Source organism: Streptomyces sp. NPDC005784 (genome assembly GCF_042871525.1).
Taxonomy (GTDB): domain Bacteria; phylum Actinomycetota; class Actinomycetes; order Streptomycetales; family Streptomycetaceae; genus Streptomyces.
On sequence record NZ_JBIAIQ010000015.1, the window covers coordinates 191,840 to 211,454 of the forward strand.

The following is a 19,615-nucleotide window of genomic DNA, read 5'->3' on the forward strand; positions in this document are numbered from 1 at the left end:
GCGTATCGGGGGAAGGAACGCCAGTGGCGGCTAGGCTCGTCGAGCGGGACAGGCAACTGGAGACATTGAGGGAATTGCTCGGCAGTGCCGGCAGAGGGCGCGGGTGCGTCGCCGTCATCAGCGGCGTGGTCGCCGGCGGAAAGACAAGTCTGCTGGAAGGCTTCACCCAGGAAGCCATCACCGCCGGCGCGCTGGTCCTGGAGGCTGCCGGATCCCGCGCCGAACGCTATCTGCCGTTCGGCATCCTGCGCCGGATCCTCGACGCCGCCGCCCCTCACGCGCCCGACGTCCACGCCTACGCACTCTCCCTGCTGGACCAGGTCCTCTCCGGGACCGCCGACGGCGACAGCGCCATGGACGCCGGCATGGCCGTACTGCCGCACCTGTCCACCGCGCTGCTGCAGATAGCCCGGGACCGCACCGTGGTCATAGCCGTCGACGATGTGCACCACGGCGACGACGTCTCCCTCGCCTTCCTGCTCTGCCTCGCCCGCCGGGTGCGCCAGGCCGGGGTCCTCATCGTGCTGACCGCCGCCGTCAGGCTGCGGCCCGCCCAACTCGCCTTCCACGCGGAGCTCCAGCGCCAGCCCAACTGCACCAGCCTGCGACTGCCGCTGCTCACCGCCGAGGGCAGCGCCCGGGTACTGGCCGAGCACTTCTCGCCCGCCGCCGCCCAGCGGCTGGCCGCCCAGTGCCAGGAGACCACGGGCGGCAACCCGCTGCTGGTCGGAGCGCTCATCGAGGACGGGCTGCGGGCGCGGGAGACCAGCGAGCCCTTCCAGCGACTGGCCCCCGCCGAGACCTTCGAGCGGGCCGTCATGGACTGCCTGTACCGAGGCGACCCCGAACTCCTCGCCGTCGCCCGCGCCGTCGCCGTCCTCGGCGACTCCGGATCCGCGCGCCTGCTCAGCCAGGTCGCCGACCTGCATGTGAAGGCCACCGAACAGGCGCTGCGGGACCTGGGCGGGTGCGGGCTGGTGCGCGGCGCCGCCTTCCGGGACCCGGCAGCGCGCGACGCGGTGCTCGAAGCCCTGCCGCCCGCCGCCCTGTCGGCCCTGCACCAGCGCGCCGCCCGGCTGCTGCACCAGGAGGGCGCCGCCGCCCTCGACGTGGCCCGCCACCTGCTCGCCGCCCGTCGCACCGCCGAGGAGTGGGCGATCCCCGTGCTGCAGGAGGCCGCCGAGTACGCCCTCGTCGGTGACGAGCACCAACTGGCCCTCCAATGCGGCGAGTTGGCTGTCTCCTCCTGCCCCGAGGGCCCTCGCCACGCGGCCCTGAATTCCCGGCTGGTGAGCATCGTCTGGCGCAGCAGCCCGGCGGCGGCCGAAAGCCATCTGCGGCGGCTCGCGCGCGAACTGGCCGACGGACTGCTCACCGACCGCGACCTCGTCCAGACCGTCTCCTGCCTCGTGTGGATGGGCGAGGCGCGACGCGCCGGCGAGGCCGTGCGACACCTGCAGACCTCCGGCGGAGAGGCCGTGGCCGCCGGACGTCGTCCGGTGTACGACCCGGGCACCCTCGCCGCCGCCCGCGCCTGGCTCTCCATGATCAGCCCCCCGCTCGGCGACACCGACACCGAACAGGTCGCCCAGACAACGCTGTTGGGCGCGCGCGCCGCCGACGCGACCCCGTACGACATGCCGGACAACGCCCACGTCCAGGCCGCCGACGCCATGCGCACCGCGCTGCGCGGCACCCAGCACGCCGAGGCGACCGTCGCCGAGACCACCCGGGTGCTCCAGCGCTACCCGCTCGGCGACCGCACCCTCCAGCCTCTCGTCTTCGCGCTGCTGGCCCTCGTCTACGCGGGCCGCCCCGACCTCGCCCTTGCCTGGTGCGAGCGGCTGCTGGGGGAGTGCTCCGCCCGCAACGCCCCCACCTGGGAGGCCGCGCTCAGCGCGGTGCGCGCCGAGATCTCACTGCGCCAGGGCGACCTGCCGGGCGCCGCCGCCCAGGCCCGGCACGCCATGTCGCTGATCTCCCCGCAGAGTTGGGGCGTCGGCGTCGCCCTGCCGCTGGCGACCCTCGTCGAGGCGGAGACCCACATGGGCAACCACGAGGACGCCCGGACCCTGCTCGAACAGCCCGTTCCCGAGGCCATGTTCGACACTCTGCTGGGCCTGCACTACCTGCGCGCCCGGGGCCGCAGCCACCTCGCCACCGGTCGCTACCACGCCGCCCTGCGCGACTTCCTCAACTGCGGCGAGCTGATGCAGTCCTGGCAGGTGGACGCGGCCGAACTCGTGCCGTGGCGGCTGGACGCCGCCGAGGCCTGGCTCGCGCTGGGCAAGCCGGCCCGCGCCAAGGAGTACACGGAGCAGCAGCGGCGCCGCGAGACCGGCACCGAGGGCAGCCGCACCCGCGGGCTGCTCCTCCTTGCCGCGGCCCGTACCGGGACCGACCTCTCCGCCCGGCTCAAGCGCCTGACCGAAGCGGTCGAGACCCTGGAGGAGGGCGGCAGCAGGCTCCATCTCGCTCTCGCGCTGGGCGAGTTGGGCGGTGGATACCGTGCGCTCGGCGACTTCAACCGGGCCCGGATGCTGGTGCGCAAGGCCTGGCACGTCGCCAAGTCCTGCGGAGCCGAGCCGCTGTGCCGGCAGTACATGCCGGGCCACGGCGACGGCGAGGTCCCGGTGCCCGCCGGGCCGGCAAGCGGCGAGGCGGAGCAGCCCAAGGAGGTCGAGGTCCTCTCCGAGGCCGAGGCACGCGTGGCCCTGCTGGCCGCCCGGGGCCACACCAACCGCGAGATCGCCACCAAGCTGTACGTGACCATCTCCACGGTCGAGCAGCATCTGACGCGGATATACCGCAAGTTGAAGGTGAAGCGTCGTCGGGACCTGCCCGACCGCCTCTCGGACGTGTGCCTGCCGGGCGTCGCCTGAGCGTACGGGCGGTCCGCCTGGCCGCACTTCGCCCCGCCGCCGCGCGGCGGGGCGATCCGGGGAGGCCGTTGCCGGGCCCTTCTCCCGTGGGGGCGGGTGCCCTCAGGGCAGCAACCCGCGCTCCAGCGCGGTGATCACCGCCGACGTCCGGTCGGAGACCCCCAGCTTCTTGAAGGAGCGCAGCAGGTGCGTCTTCACCGTCGCCTCGCCGATGAACAGCCGCTTGCCGATGTCGGCGTTCGTCAGCCCCTGGCTGACCAGTTGGAGCACCTCGCGCTCGCGATCCGACAGCAGCGGGGGCGGCTCCGGCAGCCGGGCGCGGAACAGCTTGGGCGCCAGCGACGGTGTCAGCACCGTCTCGCCGCGCGCCGCCGCCTTCACCGCCTGCACCAGATCGTCGCGCGAACTGCCCTTGAGGAGATAGCCCGCCGCGCCCGCCTCCACCGCGCGCAGGATGTCGGTGTCCGTCTCGTACGTCGTGACGATCACGACCTTGGTGGCGGGGGCGACACGCAGAATGCGGCCGGTGGCCTCCACCCCGTCCATGCCGCCCATCTGCAGGTCCAGCAGCACGATGTCGGGCGGTGAGGCGGTGACCATGACCACCGCCTCCTCGCCCGAACCGGCCTGCCCCACCACGGCGATGCCCTCGGCGGAGCGCAACATCGAGCTCAGGCCCTCGCGGACCATCGGATGGTCGTCGACCAGCAGCACGCCGATCGTCCCGTCAGAGCTCATCGGCTTCCCCTGCTTCCTCGACGTCCTCGGTCCGGGCCGCCCGTGTGTCCTCCAGGGGCACCGGGACCGTCACCTCGACGGTCGTGCCCCTGCCCGGGGCGCTGTCCACGGTGGAGTCCCCACCGATCTCCTGGGCACGGGTGCGCATGCCGGGCAGCCCGAACCCGCCCTTCTCGCCCGACGTCCGCTCGCCGGGTTCGAACCCCGGCCCGTCGTCGCGTACATACAGCCGTACCGTGTCCGTCCCGTACAGCAGTCGCACCTCGGCGGACCGGGCCTTGGGGGCGTGCTTGCGGATGTTGGCCACCGCCTCCTGCAGCGAGCGCAGCAGCACCACGCTGACCGCCATGGGCAGTTCGCGCTCGTTGCCGTTCACGACCACCTCGGCGCGCATCCCGGTCTGTGCGACAAGCCCCTCGGCCTGCCGGCGAGCGGCCTGCACCAGCGAGGACTCCTTGAGTACCGGCGGGGTCAACGCGGTGACGAACTCCCGTGCCTCCGCCAGGGATTCGCGGGCCACCTGGCCGGCCAGCCCCAGGTGCGAGCGGGCCACCTCCGGGTCGGTGGCGAAGCCGGTCTCGGCCGCCTGTACGAGGCTGATGATGCTGGTCAGACCCTGGGCGAGAGTGTCGTGGATCTCGCGGGCCAGCCGCTCGCGCTCGGCCGCGACGCCTGCCTCCCGCGACAGCCGCGCCACCCGCTCGCGGTTGCGCCGCAGTTCATCGATCAGTGTCCCGCGCTCCCGGCTCTGCCGGGTCACCCGGGTGATCCACAACCCCAGCATCACCGACAACGCGATGCCCAGCAGCGAGGTCGGCAGCACGGCCGCGATGTCCCGGTCCAGGGTGCCACCGCGCAGCCACACCACGATCACCGGCATCAGGTTGGCCAGCGTCACCACGGCGATCGCCGGGGAGGTCGACAGGCTCATCATCAGCATCGGCACCACGGCGAACAGCGCGAAGGACGACGCCAGATCGAAGACGACGGCCACCGAGAACAGCAGGAACAGGCCCACCGAGAAAACGACGCTGCGCCGTCCGTGGTCCTCCCCGACCTGCCGCAGCATCGCGTCCCGCCCCATCGCCGCGTACCAGGGGACCGCCAGGGTCAACGCGGCCATCGCCACGGCCCGATGGACCTGCTCACCGGCGGAGGTGAACAGCAGTACGGTGGTCACGGCGTACGACACCGCGAAGAAGGCGTCCCACAGGCCGAACCACCGGGTTCCCGCCTCGGGCGCATGGTCCGGGGTCTCTGCCACCGCCCGATTTTCAGTGCTCACCGGACCAGTCCTATCAGCCTGATGGGCGAGGGCACGAGTGCGGCCCACGGCGCGGGTCCCATCCTCCGCCGTCCACCGGTGTCCACCGGTCGGTGGACAGCCGATTCAACCGGACGGTTGTCCGTGCACCCCCCTCCCGAACCATAGCGTTGCAGGTGAGAGCCACGGACTGCCGCCGAGCGGCCACGACGCAGGCTCAAGAGCACCCACGCACCGAAGGAGGAGGCTCCGTCCCATGAGCCCGTTCATGACCGCCCTGATCGCCAGCGGGACCATCCTGACCATCATCCTCGCGACCGACCTCGGCACCCGCAAGATCACCAACATGCGGCTGCTGCGCTCGATCCTCGCGGTCGCGATCGTGATCGCGCTCTTCGTCCACTCCCTGCCCATCGACGGCAACGACCCCTCGCTCCAGCTCGCCGGCATCGGTACGGGCGTCATCTGCGGCCTGGTCGCCGCGGCGCTGCTCCCAGCCCACTCGGGCGCCGACGGCGAGATCTACACCAAGGGCGGCATCGCCTACGCGATCGTCTGGACGCTGCTGTCCGCCTCCCGCGTGCTGTTCGCCTACGGCTCCGAACACTGGTTCGCCCAGGGCATCATCAAGTTCAGCATCGACTACAAGCTGAGCGGCCAGGACGTCTACTCGAACGCCTTCGTCTTCATGGCCCTGGCCATGGTCCTCACCCGCACCGCGGTCCTGGTCGGCAAGCGCCGCCGACTGCGCGACAGCGCGGCGCCGGTGGCCGACACCGCGGGCAGGCAGGAAAGTTCCGCGGCTCGCTGATGCCACGTCACATGCCGACCGATCACGACTCCCCGTCCCAGTAAAAGGGTGAACAGCAGTGGAACGCTTGGATGATGTCAGGCTCCGGCCCCCGCACAACCGGGTGGAGAGCCGCGCGATCGGCTGGTGGACACTCCAGGCGGCGGTGTTCGCCCTCCCTCTGCCGCTCACCTTCGGCATCCTCTACCTCAGCATCCCGCCCGCCAGGCCGTTCTTCGGCTGGGCGACCCTGATCTCGCTGGTACCCGGACTCGCCTACATGCTGGTCATGCCGCTGTGGCGCTACCGGGTGCACCGCTGGGAGACCACCGACGAGGCCGTGTACGCCGCCTCCGGCTGGCTGTGGCAGCGCTGGCGGGTCGTCCCCCTCTCCCGGGTGCAGACCGTGGACACCCTGCGCGGCCCGATCCAGCAGATGTTCGGCCTGTCCGGCATCACCGTCACGACCGCCTCCTCCTCCGGCGCCGTGAAGATCAAGGGCATCGACCACCGCACCGCCCAGGAGGTCGTCGAGCACCTGACGCGGACCACCCAGGCCACGCCCGGAGACGCGACATGAGCCACTACACCGAGCAGCGGGCCGACAGGGCCGCGCACCGGGCCGCCGGCGACGACGAGGCCGAGTGGGGACGGCTCAGCCCCCGGCTGCTGCTGGTCAACCTCAGCATGCTGGCCGGACCGCTCGCCCTCTTCGTCGCCACCCTCGTCCTGACCGGTGCCAACCTCCAGGCGCTGATCTCGCTCGGCTCCCTGCTGACCACCTTCCTGGTGATCACCGGGATCAGCACGATGCGCCTGATCACCACCCGCTACCGGATCACCGCCGACCGCGTGGAACTGCGCTCCGGACTGTTCTTCCGCAGCCACCGCTCGGTCCCCAACGACCGCATCCGCAGCATCGACCGCGACGCGAAACCGGTGCACCGGCTCTTCGGCCTCACCACGCTGCGCATCGGCACAGGCGAGCAGACCTCGTCCTCCGCACGCCGGCTCTCCCTCGACGGCATCACCGTCCAACAGGCCGAGGAACTGCGCCGGCTGCTGCTGGACCGCCGCGGCACCGGCAGCGGCACCGGTACCGACGAGAACCGCCCCCTCATCGAGATGGACTGGGCCTGGCTGCGCTACGCGCCGCTGACCGTATGGGGCGTCGGCAGCGTCTTCATCGGCGTCGGCACCGCCTACCGCATCCTGCACGAGATGAAGATCGACCCACTGGAGCTCGGCGTCGTCAAGGACATCGAGCACCGCTTCGGCACCGTGCCGCTGTGGTTCGGCATCCTTGTCACCGTCGTAGTCATCCTGCTGGCCGGTATCGCCGTCTCCTTCGCCACCTTCGTCGAGACCTGGGCCAACTTCCGCCTGGAGCGCGAGCAGGACGACGTCCTGCGGGTCCGCCGCGGTCTGCTCGTCTCCCGCTCCGTCACCATGGAGGAGCGCCGGCTGCGCGGCGTGGAACTCGCCGAGCCGATGCTGCTGCGCTGGGCCGGCGGCGCCCGCCTCAATGCCATCGCCGGCGGCCTCGGCGACAGCGACGAGAACCGCAGCCGGAGCATCCTCACCCCGCCGGTGCCGCGCGCCGAGGCGCTGCGCGTCGCCGCCGACGTCCTCGCCGAGGAGCGCTCGCCCAACGAGGCGGCCCGGCTCGTGCCGCACCCCCGGGTGGCGCTGCGACGCCGCCTCAACCGCGGCCTGATCGTGCTCGCGCTGATCGTCGCCGTCCCGCTGGGCCTGGGCCTGTGGCTCACCCAGGTCCTGGTGCACACCGCCTGGATCACCGCCGTGATCGGGCTGCCAGTGGTGTACCTGCTGGCCAGGGACGCCCATCAGGCGCTCGGCCACGCGCTGCACGACCACTACCTGGTCGTCCGCGCCGGCACCTTCACCCGCCGCACCGCCGCCCTGGAGCGGGACGGCATCATCGGCTGGAACATCACCCGCTCCTACTTCCAGCGCCGCAACGGACTGCTCACCATCGGCGCCACCACCTCCGCGGGCCACGGCTCCTACAAGGTCCGCGACATCCGCGTACGGGACGGTCTCTCCCTCGCCGAGGACACCGTGCCCGGGCTGCTCGCCCCGTTCATCGAACACGGGCCGCGCGGCTGACCCCACCCGACCAACTGGCGAACCCCCGAGAGGTGGAGGGGCGGCGACCTCCCCCGGGCCGCCCCTCCACCTCGCCCCCGGTTCCCCGGTACATCGCAGGGGCCGTACCCGAGAACATCGGGTACGGCCCCTGCGACGTACGGCCGTTCAGCCGGCCAACTCCTCCAGGCGCGGCACCAGCGACACCGGCGACGGCATGGTGGCGATCTCCTCGCGCACCTCGCGCGCCACCGTCGCCATCTTCTCGTCCGACAGCAGCCGGCGCAGCACCTCCACCTCCAGGTCGGCGGCCGTGCCCAGCAGACCCGCGCCCCGGTCGCGTACCGACTCGGCGTTGATCTGCCGGTCCGCGCCGTCGGGCAGCACCAGTTGCGGGACGCCCGCGTTCAGCGCCGCCAGCGTGGTGCCGGCGCCGCCGTGGTGGACGGCCGCGTCACAGGTCCGAAGCAGCTGCGTCAGCGGAACCCAGCCCACCACCCTTACGTTGTCCGGGAGTTCACCAAGACCGGTGGTGTCCACGTCACCGAGGGCCAGCACGAACTCCGCGTCCACCCCGGCGGCGGCGGCCACCAGCCGCTGTACCGGACCCAGCCCGTTGACGTGCACCGAAGCGGTGCCCAGCGTCACCCCGATCCGGCGCCGCCCCGGCTCGTCCAGCAGCCAGTCCGGCAGCACCGCACCGCTGTTGTACGGCACCGGACGCATCGACCAGCCGTCCCGCTCCGGCGCCGCCATGCTCGGCGGCGCGATGTCGATGACCGGCACCCGCTCGGCCACCTTCGCCACCCCGTGCCGGGCCATCGTCTCGCCCAGCATCGACACGGTCAGTTCGCGCAGCTCGGTGCCGCGCGCGAACCCGAAGTTGTGCTGCACCGCCGGAACACCCAGCCGCTCGGCGGCTATCAGACCCGCGACGAAGATCTGCTCGAAGACCACCAGGTCCGGCCTGAACCGGTCCGCGACGTCGACGATCCCGTCCGCCAGCGACTCGTTGAGGTGCTGGAACAGGCGCAGCCCGTCCATCGGGTCCACCCCGTCCGGGCCGCGCAACCGGGCCATCAGGTCCGCGACCGTGGACTGCAGGAAACTCTCCAGCTCGAACCCGGGGTGGACGTCGGCGACATGCAGACCGGCGTCGGCGGCCTTCAGCGCGTCGCCCGCGCTGGCCACCAGCACCTCGTGCCCGGCCGAGCGCAGCGCCCAGGCCAGCGGAACAGTCGGAAAGACATGGCCAAGGGCCGGATACGTGACGAACAGTACGCGCATGAAAACGGGCTCCTCCCGCATGGACGAAGTATGTGCCGTCTGGTGATTCGGCGACGGAATTGAATTGCCATCCGCCTTGCAATTACCAGCCTTCTCGGCGCATCCTGATACAGTCGCGCATTCTGAGTCAAGGCGCTGCTCAGCGGCCCGTGATAGGGGTCGATAGGGGCTTGTTAGGGGTTTCTCGACCTTCTTCCGCATGTCAGAGTGACCCCGGTCTTGCATTTTTTATTCGGGGGTAATGGAGCGCGTCATGCGGAATGAGTCCCAAGATTTCACGCTCGAAATCAACGGCACCTCCGAAACCGGCGCGACGCCGGCGGAAAGTCCCGAGGACACCCCCTGGGCGCAGCGCCTGGCCGGTCTGACCCCCGACGAGCAGCACGCCCTCCTGCTGGAGTGGGTCGCCGCCATGGCCTCCGCCGCCCTCAAGGACCAGGCCCCCGACGCGCTCGACCCCGAGCGGTCCTTCATGGACCTCGGGTTCGACTCCCTGGCCGCCGTCGACCTGCACTCCCGGCTCGTCGCCGGCACCGGTCTGCGCCTGCCGGTCACCCTCGCCTTCGACCACCCCACCCCCGCCCACCTCGCCCGCCACCTGCGCGCCCGACTCCTGGGCCTCACCGAGGACATCGCGCCCGTGGCCGCCGCGACGAGCAGCGACGAACCCATCGCCATCGTCGGCATCGGCTGCCGCTTCCCCGGCGGCGTCCACTCGCCCGAGGCACTGTGGGACCTCGTCGCCGCCGGCACCGACGCCATCACCCCCTTCCCGACCGGCCGCGGCTGGGACCTCGACGCGCTCTACGACCCCGACCCGGACAACCCCGGCACCAGCTACGCCCGCGAGGGCGGCTTCCTGCACGACGCCGACGAGTTCGACGCCGACTTCTTCGGCATCAACCCGCGCGAGGCCCTCGCCATGGACCCCCAGCAGCGGCTGCTGCTGGAGACGTCCTGGGAGGCCTTCGAACGCGTCGGCGTCGACCCCGCCGCACTGCGCGGCGGCCAGGTCGGCGTCTTCGTCGGCGCCGAGACCCAGGAGTACGGCCCCCGACTCCTCGACGCCACCGACGGGTTCGAGGGCTACCTCGTCACCGGCAACGCCGCCAGCGTCGCCTCCGGCCGCATCGCCTACACCTTCGGCTTCGAGGGCCCCACCGTCACCGTCGACACCGCCTGCTCCTCCTCGCTGGCCGCCCTCCACCTCGCCGCGCAGGCGCTGCGCACGGGAGAGTGCTCCCTCGCCCTCGCGGGCGGCGTCGCGGTCATGGCGAGCCCCGGCTCCTTCGTCTCCTTCAGCCGGCAGCGCGGCCTCGCCGCCGACGGGCGCTGCAAGCCGTTCGCCGACGCAGCCGACGGCACGGGCTGGGGCGAGGGCGTCGGCATGCTGCTCGTGGAGCGCCTCTCCGACGCCCGCCGCAACGGTCACCAGGTCCTCGCCGTCGTGCGCGGCACCGCGCTGAACCAGGACGGCGCCTCCAACGGCCTGACCGCCCCCAGCGGCGCCGCCCAGCAGCGCGTCATCCGCCAGGCCCTCGCCAACGCCGGCCTCGCGGCCGCCGAGGTGGACGTCGTCGAGGCCCACGGCACCGGCACCAGGCTCGGCGACCCGATCGAGGCCCAGGCCCTGCTCGCCACGTACGGCCGCGAGCACACCGACGAGCTGCCCCTCTACCTCGGCTCCCTGAAGTCGAACATCGGCCACACCCAGTCGGCCGCCGGTGTCGCCGGCATCATCAAGATGGTCATGGCGATGCGCCACGGCGTGCTGCCCCGCACCCTGCACGTCGACGCGCCCACCTCGCACGTCGACTGGAGCGCCGGCGCCGTCAGCCTGCTCACCGAGGACGTGCCCTGGCCGGAGACCGGCCGGCCGCGCCGGGCCGCCGTCTCCTCCTTCGGCATGAGCGGCACCAACGCGCACGCCGTCATCGAGGAGCCGGCCGCCGAGGACCGTACCGGGGCCCGTGCCGACGAGCAGGCCGGTCCGGACGCCGAAATCGCCGACGGGGAGCCGACCGGTTCCGACGCCGATACCGCCGACGGGGAGCAGGCCGGTCCGGACGCCGGAATCACTGACGGGGAGCAGGCCGGTCCGGGCGCTGATATCGCCGACGGGGAGCAGGCCGGACCGCTGGCCTGGGTGCTGTCCGCCAAGACCTCCGAAGCGCTGCGCGGCCAGGCCCGCACCCTCGCCGCCCGGCTCGCCGCCGACCCGGAGGCGGGCGCCGCCGACATCGGCCACTCCCTCGTCACCACCCGGGGCCGCTTCGAGCGACGCGCCGTCGTTCTCGGTGAGGACCGCGAGCGACTGCTCGCCGGACTGCACGCCCTCGCCACCGGCGCCGAGGCCACCGGCCTCGTCCAGGACCTGCCCGCCACCGGCCGACTCGCCTTCCTCTTCACCGGCCAGGGCAGCCAACGTCTGGGAATGGGAAGGGAGTTGTACGACACCTACCCGGTGTTCGCCGACGCCCTGGACGACGCCTGCTGGTACCTGGACGAGCGACTCGACGTGCCCCTGCTGGACGTGCTGTTCGCCGAGGCCGGTACCCCCGAGGCCGCCCTGCTCGACCGCACCGCGTACACCCAGCCCGCGCTGTTCGCCGTCGAGGTTGCGCTGTTCCGCCTGCTGGAGTCGTGGGGCGTGCGCCCCGACGTCGTGGCCGGCCACTCGATCGGTGAGATCGCGGCGGCGCACGTGGCCGGGGTGTTCTCGCTGGAGGACGCCTGCACGCTCGTCGCGGCACGCGGCCGGCTGATGCAGGCACTGCCCGAGGGCGGGGCGATGATCGCGCTCCAGGCGACGGAGGACGAGGTCGCCCCGCTGCTGACCGAGGGCATCGGGATCGCGGCCGTCAACGGGCCGCAGTCGGTCGTCATCGCCGGTGACGCGGACGAGGCCGAGACACTCGCGGGATCGTTCCCCGATCGCAAATCCAAGCGGCTCACGGTCAGTCACGCCTTCCACTCGCCCCACATGGACGGCATGCTCGCCGAGTTCCGGCGGATCGCCCAGGTCGTCGACTACGCGCGCCCCACCCTGCCCGTCGTCTCCCTCCTCACCGGCGCCGTCGCCGGCGCCGAGCTGACCGACCCCGAACACTGGGTCCGCCACGTCCGAGAGGCCGTCCGCTTCCTCGACGGGGTGCGCGCCCTCCACAAGGGCGGTGCCCGCACCTTCCTGGAACTCGGCCCCGACCCGGTCCTCACCGCCCTCGCCCAGGAATGCGTCGACCCCGAGGGCAGCGCCTTCGCACCCGCCCTGCGCGCAGGGCGCCCCGAGGCCGAGGGCCTGCTGACCGCCGTCGCCCGCGCCCATGTCCGGGGTGCCGAGACGGACTGGTCCGCCCTCTTCGCCGGCACCGGCGCCCGCCGCGTCGACCTGCCCACGTACGCCTTCCAGCGGCAGCGCTACTGGATGGACGCGACCGGTCCGGTGGCCCGGACCCTCGCCGCCGCCGGCTCCGACCCGGCCGACCACGACTTCTGGGACGCCGTCGAGAACGAGGACGTCGCCGGTCTCACCGCCGCCCTCGCCCTGAACCCGGCCGACGAGCAGTCCCTCGGCGAGCTCGTCCCCGCCCTGTCGGCCTGGCGCCGCCGCCGCAAACTCCAGTCGGCCGTCGACTCCTGGCGCTATCGCATCACTTGGAAACCTCTGACGGGTGTCCCTTCCGGTGCTGGTGCCGGCATTGCCGTCGGCGGGCTGAGTGGTGCGTGGTTGGTGGTGTCGGCCGCGGAGGGTGCGGGTGATGCTGATGTGGTGGCCGCGTTGTCGGGTGCGGGCGTGCAGGTGCGTTCGATCTCGGTGTCGGCGGGCGCGGATCGTGCGGTGGTCGCTGGACTGATCGCGGATACCGGTGAATTGGCCGGTGTCGTCTCGTTGCTGGGTGTGGTGGACACCGCCGTTCTGGTGCAGGCGTTGGGTGATGCCGGTGTCACGGCTCCGTTGTGGGCGGTGACGCGGGGTGCGGTTTCGGTGGGCCGGTCCGATCGGCTGGTCGACCCGGTTGCTGCCGAGGTGTGGGGCCTGGGCCGGGTGGTGGCGCTGGAGGACCCGGACCGTTGGGGTGGTCTGGTCGACATCCCTGCCGAGTTGGACGAGCGGGTCGGGGCGCGGTTCGTCGGCGTGCTGGCCGGCAGGGAGTCCGGGCTCGACGAGGATCAGGTCGCGGTGCGGGGCTCGGGTGTTTTCGGGCGTCGTCTGGTCCGGGCCCCGCAGGGTGAGGGTGTGGTGGCGTGGGCTCCGTCGGGGACGGTGCTGGTCACTGGTGGTACGGGTGCGCTGGGTGGCCGGGTGGCTCGTTGGCTGGCGGGTGCGGGTGTCTCGCGGCTGGTGTTGACCAGTCGTCGGGGTATGGAGGCTCCGGGTGCGGCCGAACTGGTCGCTGAGCTGGTCGACTTGGGTGTGGATGTGTCCGTGGTGGCGTGCGACGCCGCGGACCGGGACGCGTTGCGGGAGCTGCTGGCGGGCGAGGCGGAGGGTCTGACGGCCGTCGTGCACACGGCCGGTGTCCTGGACGACGGGGTGCTGGACTCCCTGACCGCCGAGCGGTTCGCGTCGGTGCTGCGGGCCAAGGCGGACTCTGCCCGCAACCTGCACGAGCTGACCGTCGAACTGGGCATCGAGCTCTCCGCGTTCGTCCTCTTTTCTTCGGTCACCGGCACGCTCGGTGCGGCGGGTCAGGCCAACTACGCCGCCGCCAACGCCTACTTGGATGCCCTGGCCGAGCAGCGCCGCACCGACGGCCTGGCGGCGACCTCGCTGGCCTGGGGTCCGTGGGCCGACGGCGGCATGGCCGCCGACGGCGCCCTGGAGGCCCGGATGCGGCGCGAGGGCATGCCCCCGATGGCGCCCGCCACCGCCCTGGCCGCCCTGGCACACGCCGTGGGCACGGCCGACGTCGCGGTCACCGTCGCGGACATCGACTGGGAGCGGCTCCCGGCCGTCCTGGCCGGGATCCGGGTCAACCCGCTGATCAGCGACTTCGCCGCGAACACACAGGACACCCCGGCCGCCTCCGGCCGCGGCTCGGTGGTCACCGGCGCGGACGTCGCCGCCACCCTGGGCCCGCTCGCCGGACTGACCCGGGCCGAGCAGGAGAAGGCACTGCTCGCTCTGGTCCGTACGCATGTGGCCGCGGTACTCGGACACGGTGGCACGGAGGCCGTCTCGGCCGAACGCGCCTTCAAGGAGCTCGGCTTCGACTCGCTCACCGCCGTCGAGCTGCGCAACCGGCTCGGTGCCGCCACCGGCGTGCGCCTGCCCGCCACGCTCGTCTACGACTACCCGACCTCGGCCGCCCTGACCGCGTACCTGCTCGACGAACTCGGCGCTACGCCGCAGGAGTCGGAGGGCGCCGCGACCGTCACGACGGCGGTCGACGACGACCCGATCGCCATCGTCGCGATGGGCTGCCGTTTCCCCGGTGGCGTCACCACCCCCGAGGAACTGTGGGGACTGCTCGGCGACGGCACCGACGCCGTCGCCGACTTCCCGACCGATCGCGGTTGGGACTTGACCGGGCTCCTCGGCGCCGACTCCGACCGGCCCGGCACTTCGTACACCGGCCGGGGTGGATTCCTTTACGACGCGCCCGAGTTCGACGCCGACCTCTTCGGCATCTCCCCGCGCGAGGCCCTCGCCATGGACCCGCAGCAGCGGCTGCTGCTGGAGACCTCCTGGGAGGTCTTCGAGCGCGCGGGCATCGACCCGACCTCGCTGCGCGGCAGCCGGGCCGGTGTCTTCGTCGGCACCAACGGTCAGGACTACCTGTCGCTCGTCGCCCGTGAGGCCGAAGGCCTGGAGGGCCACGTCGGCACCGGCAACGCCGCCAGCGTCGTCTCCGGCCGGCTCTCGTACGTCTTCGGTCTGGAGGGCCCGGCCGTCACCGTCGACACCGCCTGCTCCTCCGCCCTGGTCGCGCTGCACCTCGCCGTCCAGGCGCTGCGCAACGGCGAGTGCGACATGGCGCTCGCCGGCGGCGTCACCGTGATGTCCACGCCGGACGCCTTCGTGGACTTCAGCCGCCAGCGCGGGCTGGCCGAGGACGGTCGCATCAAGGCCTTCGCGGCGGCCGCCGACGGCACCGGCTGGGGAGAGGGCGTCGGCATGCTGCTCGTCGAGCGCCTCTCCGACGCCCGGGCCAAGGGCCACCAGGTCCTCGCCCTCGTGCGCGGCTCCGCCATCAACCAGGACGGCGCCTCCAACGGGCTGACCGCCCCCAACGGCCCCTCCCAACAGCGCGTCATCCGCCAGGCGTTGGCGAGCGCCGGTCTCTCGGCGACGGATGTGGACGCGGTCGAGGCGCACGGCACAGGTACGCGGCTGGGTGACCCGATCGAGGCCCAGGCCCTGCTGGCGACGTACGGCCAGGACCGGCCCGAGGGCCACCCGCTGCACCTCGGCTCCGTCAAGTCCAACATCGGGCACACCCAGGCCGCCGCCGGTGTCGCGGGCATCATCAAGATGGTGCTGGCCATGCGCCATGGCATGCTGCCGCGCACCCTGCACGTGGACGAGCCCACCCCGCACGTCGACTGGTCCGCCGGGGACATCTCCCTGCTGACCGAGGCCGTGGCCTGGCCGGAGACCGGGCGCCCGCGCCGTGCCGGCGTCTCCTCCTTCGGCCTGAGCGGCACGAACGCGCACACGATCCTGGAGCAGGCGCCGGGAACGGCCACGGAGGCGCGGGCGGGGGCGCTCTCCGCCGCGTCCGGTGAGCTGGCCGGGACCGGCACGGAGATCGAGACCGGCACGGAGATCGAGACCGGGGCCGAGACCGGGGCCGGGGCCGGTAATGCTGCCGTGAGCGGGCTCCCGCCGGTGCTGCCGTTCGTGCTGGCCGCCCGTACCCCGGCGGGGCTGCGCGCCCAGGCCGGTCGCTTGGCGGACCGGTTGGCGCAGGACCCGGCCTCGCGTCCAGGCGATGTTGCCCATTCCCTGACGGCCGGGCGCGCGGCGCTGGAGGCGCGGGCCGTACTCGTGGCCGGCTCCTCGGACCTCGACGGGCTCGTGGCGGGGCTGCGCGCGCTGGCCGCCGGGGAGCAGGCTCCCGGCCTGGTCCAGGACACCGTCGGTGAGGGCGGGCTCGCCTTCCTGTTCACGGGGCAGGGGAGTCAGCGGCTGGGTATGGGGCGTGAGTTGTACGCCGGGTACCCGGTGTTCGCCGATGCCTTCGACGCGGTGTGCGCGCATCTGGACACGGAGCTGGAACTCCCTCTGCGGGAGGTGGTGTTCGGTGCGGACGCCGAACTGTTGAACCGTACGGAGTTCGCGCAGCCGGCTCTGTTCGCGGTTGAGGTGGCGTTGTTCCGGCTCGTGGAGTCATGGGGTGTGCGGCCGGAGTTTGTTTCCGGGCACTCGATCGGTGAGATCGCGGCTGCTCATGTGGCGGGGGTGTTCTCGCTGGAGGACGCGTGCCGGCTGGTGGCCGCTCGTGGTCGGCTGATGCAGGCGCTGCCGGAGGGTGGCGTGATGATCGCCCTCCAGGCGACGGAGGACGAGGTCACGCCGCTGCTGTCGGAGCGCGTGAGCATCGCCGCGGTCAACGGTCCGCAGTCCGTGGTGATCGCGGGTGATGCGGATGAGGCGGAAAGGATTGCGGGATCGTTCAGCGGTCGCAAGTCCAAGCGGCTGACGGTCAGTCATGCGTTCCACTCGCCGCACATGGACGGCATGCTCGACGCCTTCCGCGAGGTTGCGGAGTCCCTGACGTACGAGCTGCCGAAGATATCGGTGATCTCGAATGTGAGCGGTGCTCTCGCTTCGGAGCAGTTGACGCGGCCGGAGTTCTGGGTGCGTCATGTCCGTGAGGCGGTCCGCTTCGCCGACGGCATCCGCGCCCTGGAAGCGGCCGGCGTCACCATGTTTGTCGAGTTGGGTCCGGACGGGGTGCTCTCCGCCATGGGCCAGGACTGCGTGTCCGACGGCAACGCCGACGCCGTCTTCGTTCCCGTCCTCCGCGCCGGTCGTGAGGAGGCGGACACTCTTACCACCGCCCTCGCTCGGGCCCATGCCCACGGCGTGGTCGTCGACTGGGCCGCGTACTTCGCCGGCACGGGCGCGCGCCGGGTCGACCTTCCGACGTACGCCTTCCAGCGCACGCGCTACTGGCCCAGCGGGGTCGGGCTCGCGGCCGGGGACCCGGCCGCGATCGGGCTCGGCGCGGCCGGACACCCGCTGCTCGGCGCGGCCGTCGCGCTCGCCGACTCCGAGGGTGTGCTCCTGACCGGCCGACTGGCCCTGGACTCGCACCCCTGGATCGGCGATCACATGATCCACGGCAGCGCGTTGCTGCCGGGCACCGCGTTTGTGGATCTGGCGGTGCGGGCGGGTGATCAGGTGGGGTGCGGCACGGTCGAGGAGTTGATGCTGGAGGCTCCGCTGGTGCTGCCCGAGCGTGGTGGCGTGCAGCTCCAGCTTGTCGTGGAGGCCCCTGATGGCGCGGGTCGGCGTCCGTTCAGTGTGTACTCGCGTCGGCAGGACGCGCTCACGGAGGAGCCGTGGACCCGGCACGCCTCCGGTGCGCTGCTCGCCGCCGCCGGCACTGAGACCCCGGATTTCGCCGAGTTCGCCGTCTGGCCCCCGGCCGGTGCCGTTCCGGTGGACGTGCGGGACCTGTACGCGGAGTTGGCCGCCGAGGGACTTGCGTACGGTCCGCTGTTCCAGGGCTTGACGGCTGCATGGCGGCGTGGCGGCGAACTGTTCACCGAGGTCGTGCTGCCTGAGGCCGGGCGGCGTGAGGCGGCTCGGTTCGGGGTGCATCCCGCGCTGCTGGACGCCGGTCTGCACGCCATCGGGTACGGCGAGTCCAAGGACACTTCCGCCGGCGCCCTGCTGCCGTTTGCCTGGTCGGGCGTCACGCTGCACGCGGCGGGCGCCACCGGGCTGCGCATGCGGCTCACCCCGCACGCCCTCGGAGACCCGCACACCTTCGCGCTGCTGGTGGCGGACGAGGCCGGTCGCCCGGTCGCCACGGTCGACGCGCTCACGCTGCGTGCCGCGACCGCTGAACAGGTCCGGGCGGCGGCTGACGGTGGTCATCTGGATTCGTTGTTCCGGGTGGAGTGGGTGCCGATTGCGCCGGGTGCGGCGGTTGCCGCGGACGCGGCGGGTACCGCGGGTGTGGCGGAGGCTGAGGGGCAGCGTTGGGCTGTTCTGGGTCATGATGTGCAGGGGCTGGCGGCTTGCGGGGCTCGGGTGACCGAGTACCCGGATGTCGCCGCGCTCTCCGCCGCGGTCGGGGACGGTGAGCCGCTGCCTGACGCCGTGTTCGTCTCCCCGGTGGTGTCGGACGACTCCGACGTGCCGGCCGCTGTGCATGCGGCGGTGACGGACGCGCTGGCCATTCTCCAGGCGTGGTTCGCCGACGAACTCCTCACCGGAGTACGGCTGGTGTGGCTGACCAGCGACGCTGTGGCATCCGACCCCGTCGGTGGTGCGGTGCGTGGTTTGTTGCGTTCGGCACAGTCCGAGAATCCGGGTCAGTTGGTGATGGTCGATCTGGATGATCGGGTCGAGTCGCTGTCCGTACTTCCTGCTGCCCTGACCGCCGGTGAGCCTGAACTCGCTGTTCGAGGTGGGGTGGTGAGTGTTCCGAGGCTGGCCCGTGTTCTGGCGGGTGAGCGTGTGGACGAGGTGTCGGGGCTGCTGGGTGAGACTCCCGGGACCGTGCTGGTGACGGGTGCGACGGGTATGCTCGGCCGGCTTTTCGCCCGTCACCTGGTTGTCGAGCATGGTGCGCGCAGGCTGCTGCTGCTGAGCCGTCGTGGTGTGGATGCCGCTGGTGCTTCGGAACTGCTTGCCGAGTTGGGCGAGTTGGGTGCCGAGGCGGAGCTGGTCGCCTGCGATGTGGCTGACCGTGATGCGCTTGCCGCCGTGTTGGGTTCGGTGCCTGCTGAGTGGCCGCTCACCGCGGTGGTGCACACGGCTGGTGTCCTGGATGACGGTGTGCTGGCCTCGCTCACGCCGGAGCGGGTTGCCGGGGTGTTGCGGCCGAAGGTCGATGCGGCTTGGCATTTGCATGAGTTGACGCGGCATCTGGATCTGTCCGCGTTCGTGCTGTTCTCGGGTGCGGCTGCCGCTTTCGGTGCGGCGGGTCAGGGCAGTTACGCGGCGGCGAATGCGTTTTTGGAGGTGCTTGCCGAGAGGCGTCGTGCCGAGGGGTTGCCGGCGTCCGCGCTTGCTTGGGGTCTGTGGGCTCCGCAGGAGGGCGGTATGGCGGAGCGGCTCGACGAGGTCGATCTGCGGCGCATGGCCCGTGACGGGGTGGGTGCGCTGTCCGGGTCGGAGGGTCTGGCGCTGTTCGACACGGCGATGGCGGTGGACGCGCCGGTGCTGTTGCCGATGCGGTTGGACGTTGGGGTGTTGCGCGCCCAGGCGGTGTCCACCGGTGCCACGGCGGCGTTGCTGCGTGATCTGGTGCGGGTTCCCGCCCGTCGCCGGGCGGAGCAGCGATCGGTGGTGGAGGGCGGTTCTCCGCTGGCCGTCCGGCTGGCCGATATGTCGGCCGATGAACGCGCCTCCTTCCTATTGGA

Annotated in this window: 7 protein-coding genes and 1 pseudogene; 5 read left to right on the plus strand and 3 right to left on the minus strand. The window is 72.1% G+C overall.

Annotation, left to right across the window (positions count from 1 at the left end; genetic code table 11):
* Window positions 1-23 precede the first annotated feature (23 nt).
* Window positions 24-2,882 carry an AAA family ATPase gene (locus ACFYR3_RS24125; protein WP_355854263.1) on the plus strand — a complete coding sequence of 953 codons (2,859 nt, stop codon included), beginning with the start codon at window positions 24-26 and terminating at the stop codon, window positions 2,880-2,882.
* A gap of 102 nt (window positions 2,883-2,984) precedes the next feature.
* Here ACFYR3_RS24125 and ACFYR3_RS24130 read toward each other — a convergent pair whose 3' ends face one another.
* On the minus strand, window positions 2,985-3,620 hold the full coding sequence (locus ACFYR3_RS24130) for a response regulator transcription factor (RefSeq protein ID WP_355854266.1): 636 nt from the start codon (window positions 3,618-3,620) through the stop codon (window positions 2,985-2,987).
* The gene (locus ACFYR3_RS24135) at window positions 3,610-4,884 is read right to left on the minus strand and encodes a sensor histidine kinase (protein ID WP_355854269.1); all 1,275 of its coding nucleotides are present in this window, start codon (window positions 4,882-4,884) and stop codon (window positions 3,610-3,612) included. Before ACFYR3_RS24135 ends, ACFYR3_RS24130 begins: the two co-directional genes overlap by 11 nt.
* Before the next feature lie 256 nt (window positions 4,885-5,140).
* Between ACFYR3_RS24135 and ACFYR3_RS24140 the strand changes: the two genes are divergently transcribed.
* The 3 genes from ACFYR3_RS24140 to ACFYR3_RS24150 are packed head-to-tail and all read left to right on the plus strand — an operon-like array spanning window position 5,141 to window position 7,804.
* A complete protein-coding gene (locus ACFYR3_RS24140; RefSeq protein WP_355854272.1) occupies window positions 5,141-5,695 on the plus strand; it encodes a hypothetical protein in 555 nt (184 codons plus the stop codon).
* Window positions 5,696-5,753: 58 nt separating this feature from the next.
* A complete protein-coding gene (locus ACFYR3_RS24145; RefSeq protein WP_355854275.1) occupies window positions 5,754-6,254 on the plus strand; it encodes a PH domain-containing protein in 501 nt (166 codons plus the stop codon).
* The gene (locus ACFYR3_RS24150; RefSeq protein ID WP_355854278.1) at window positions 6,251-7,804 is read left to right on the plus strand and encodes a PH domain-containing protein; all 1,554 of its coding nucleotides are present in this window, start codon (window positions 6,251-6,253) and stop codon (window positions 7,802-7,804) included. The genes ACFYR3_RS24145 and ACFYR3_RS24150 overlap by 4 nt, the downstream gene beginning before the upstream one ends.
* A 147-nt stretch (window positions 7,805-7,951) precedes the next feature.
* Here ACFYR3_RS24150 and ACFYR3_RS24155 read toward each other — a convergent pair whose 3' ends face one another.
* The gene (locus tag ACFYR3_RS24155; RefSeq protein WP_389284697.1) at window positions 7,952-9,070 is read right to left on the minus strand and encodes a nucleotide disphospho-sugar-binding domain-containing protein; all 1,119 of its coding nucleotides are present in this window, start codon (window positions 9,068-9,070) and stop codon (window positions 7,952-7,954) included.
* Window positions 9,071-9,353: 283 nt separating this feature from the next.
* Here ACFYR3_RS24155 and ACFYR3_RS24160 point away from each other — a divergent pair.
* Window positions 9,354-19,615: pseudogene (locus tag ACFYR3_RS24160) on the plus strand (type I polyketide synthase); the annotation flags it as partial.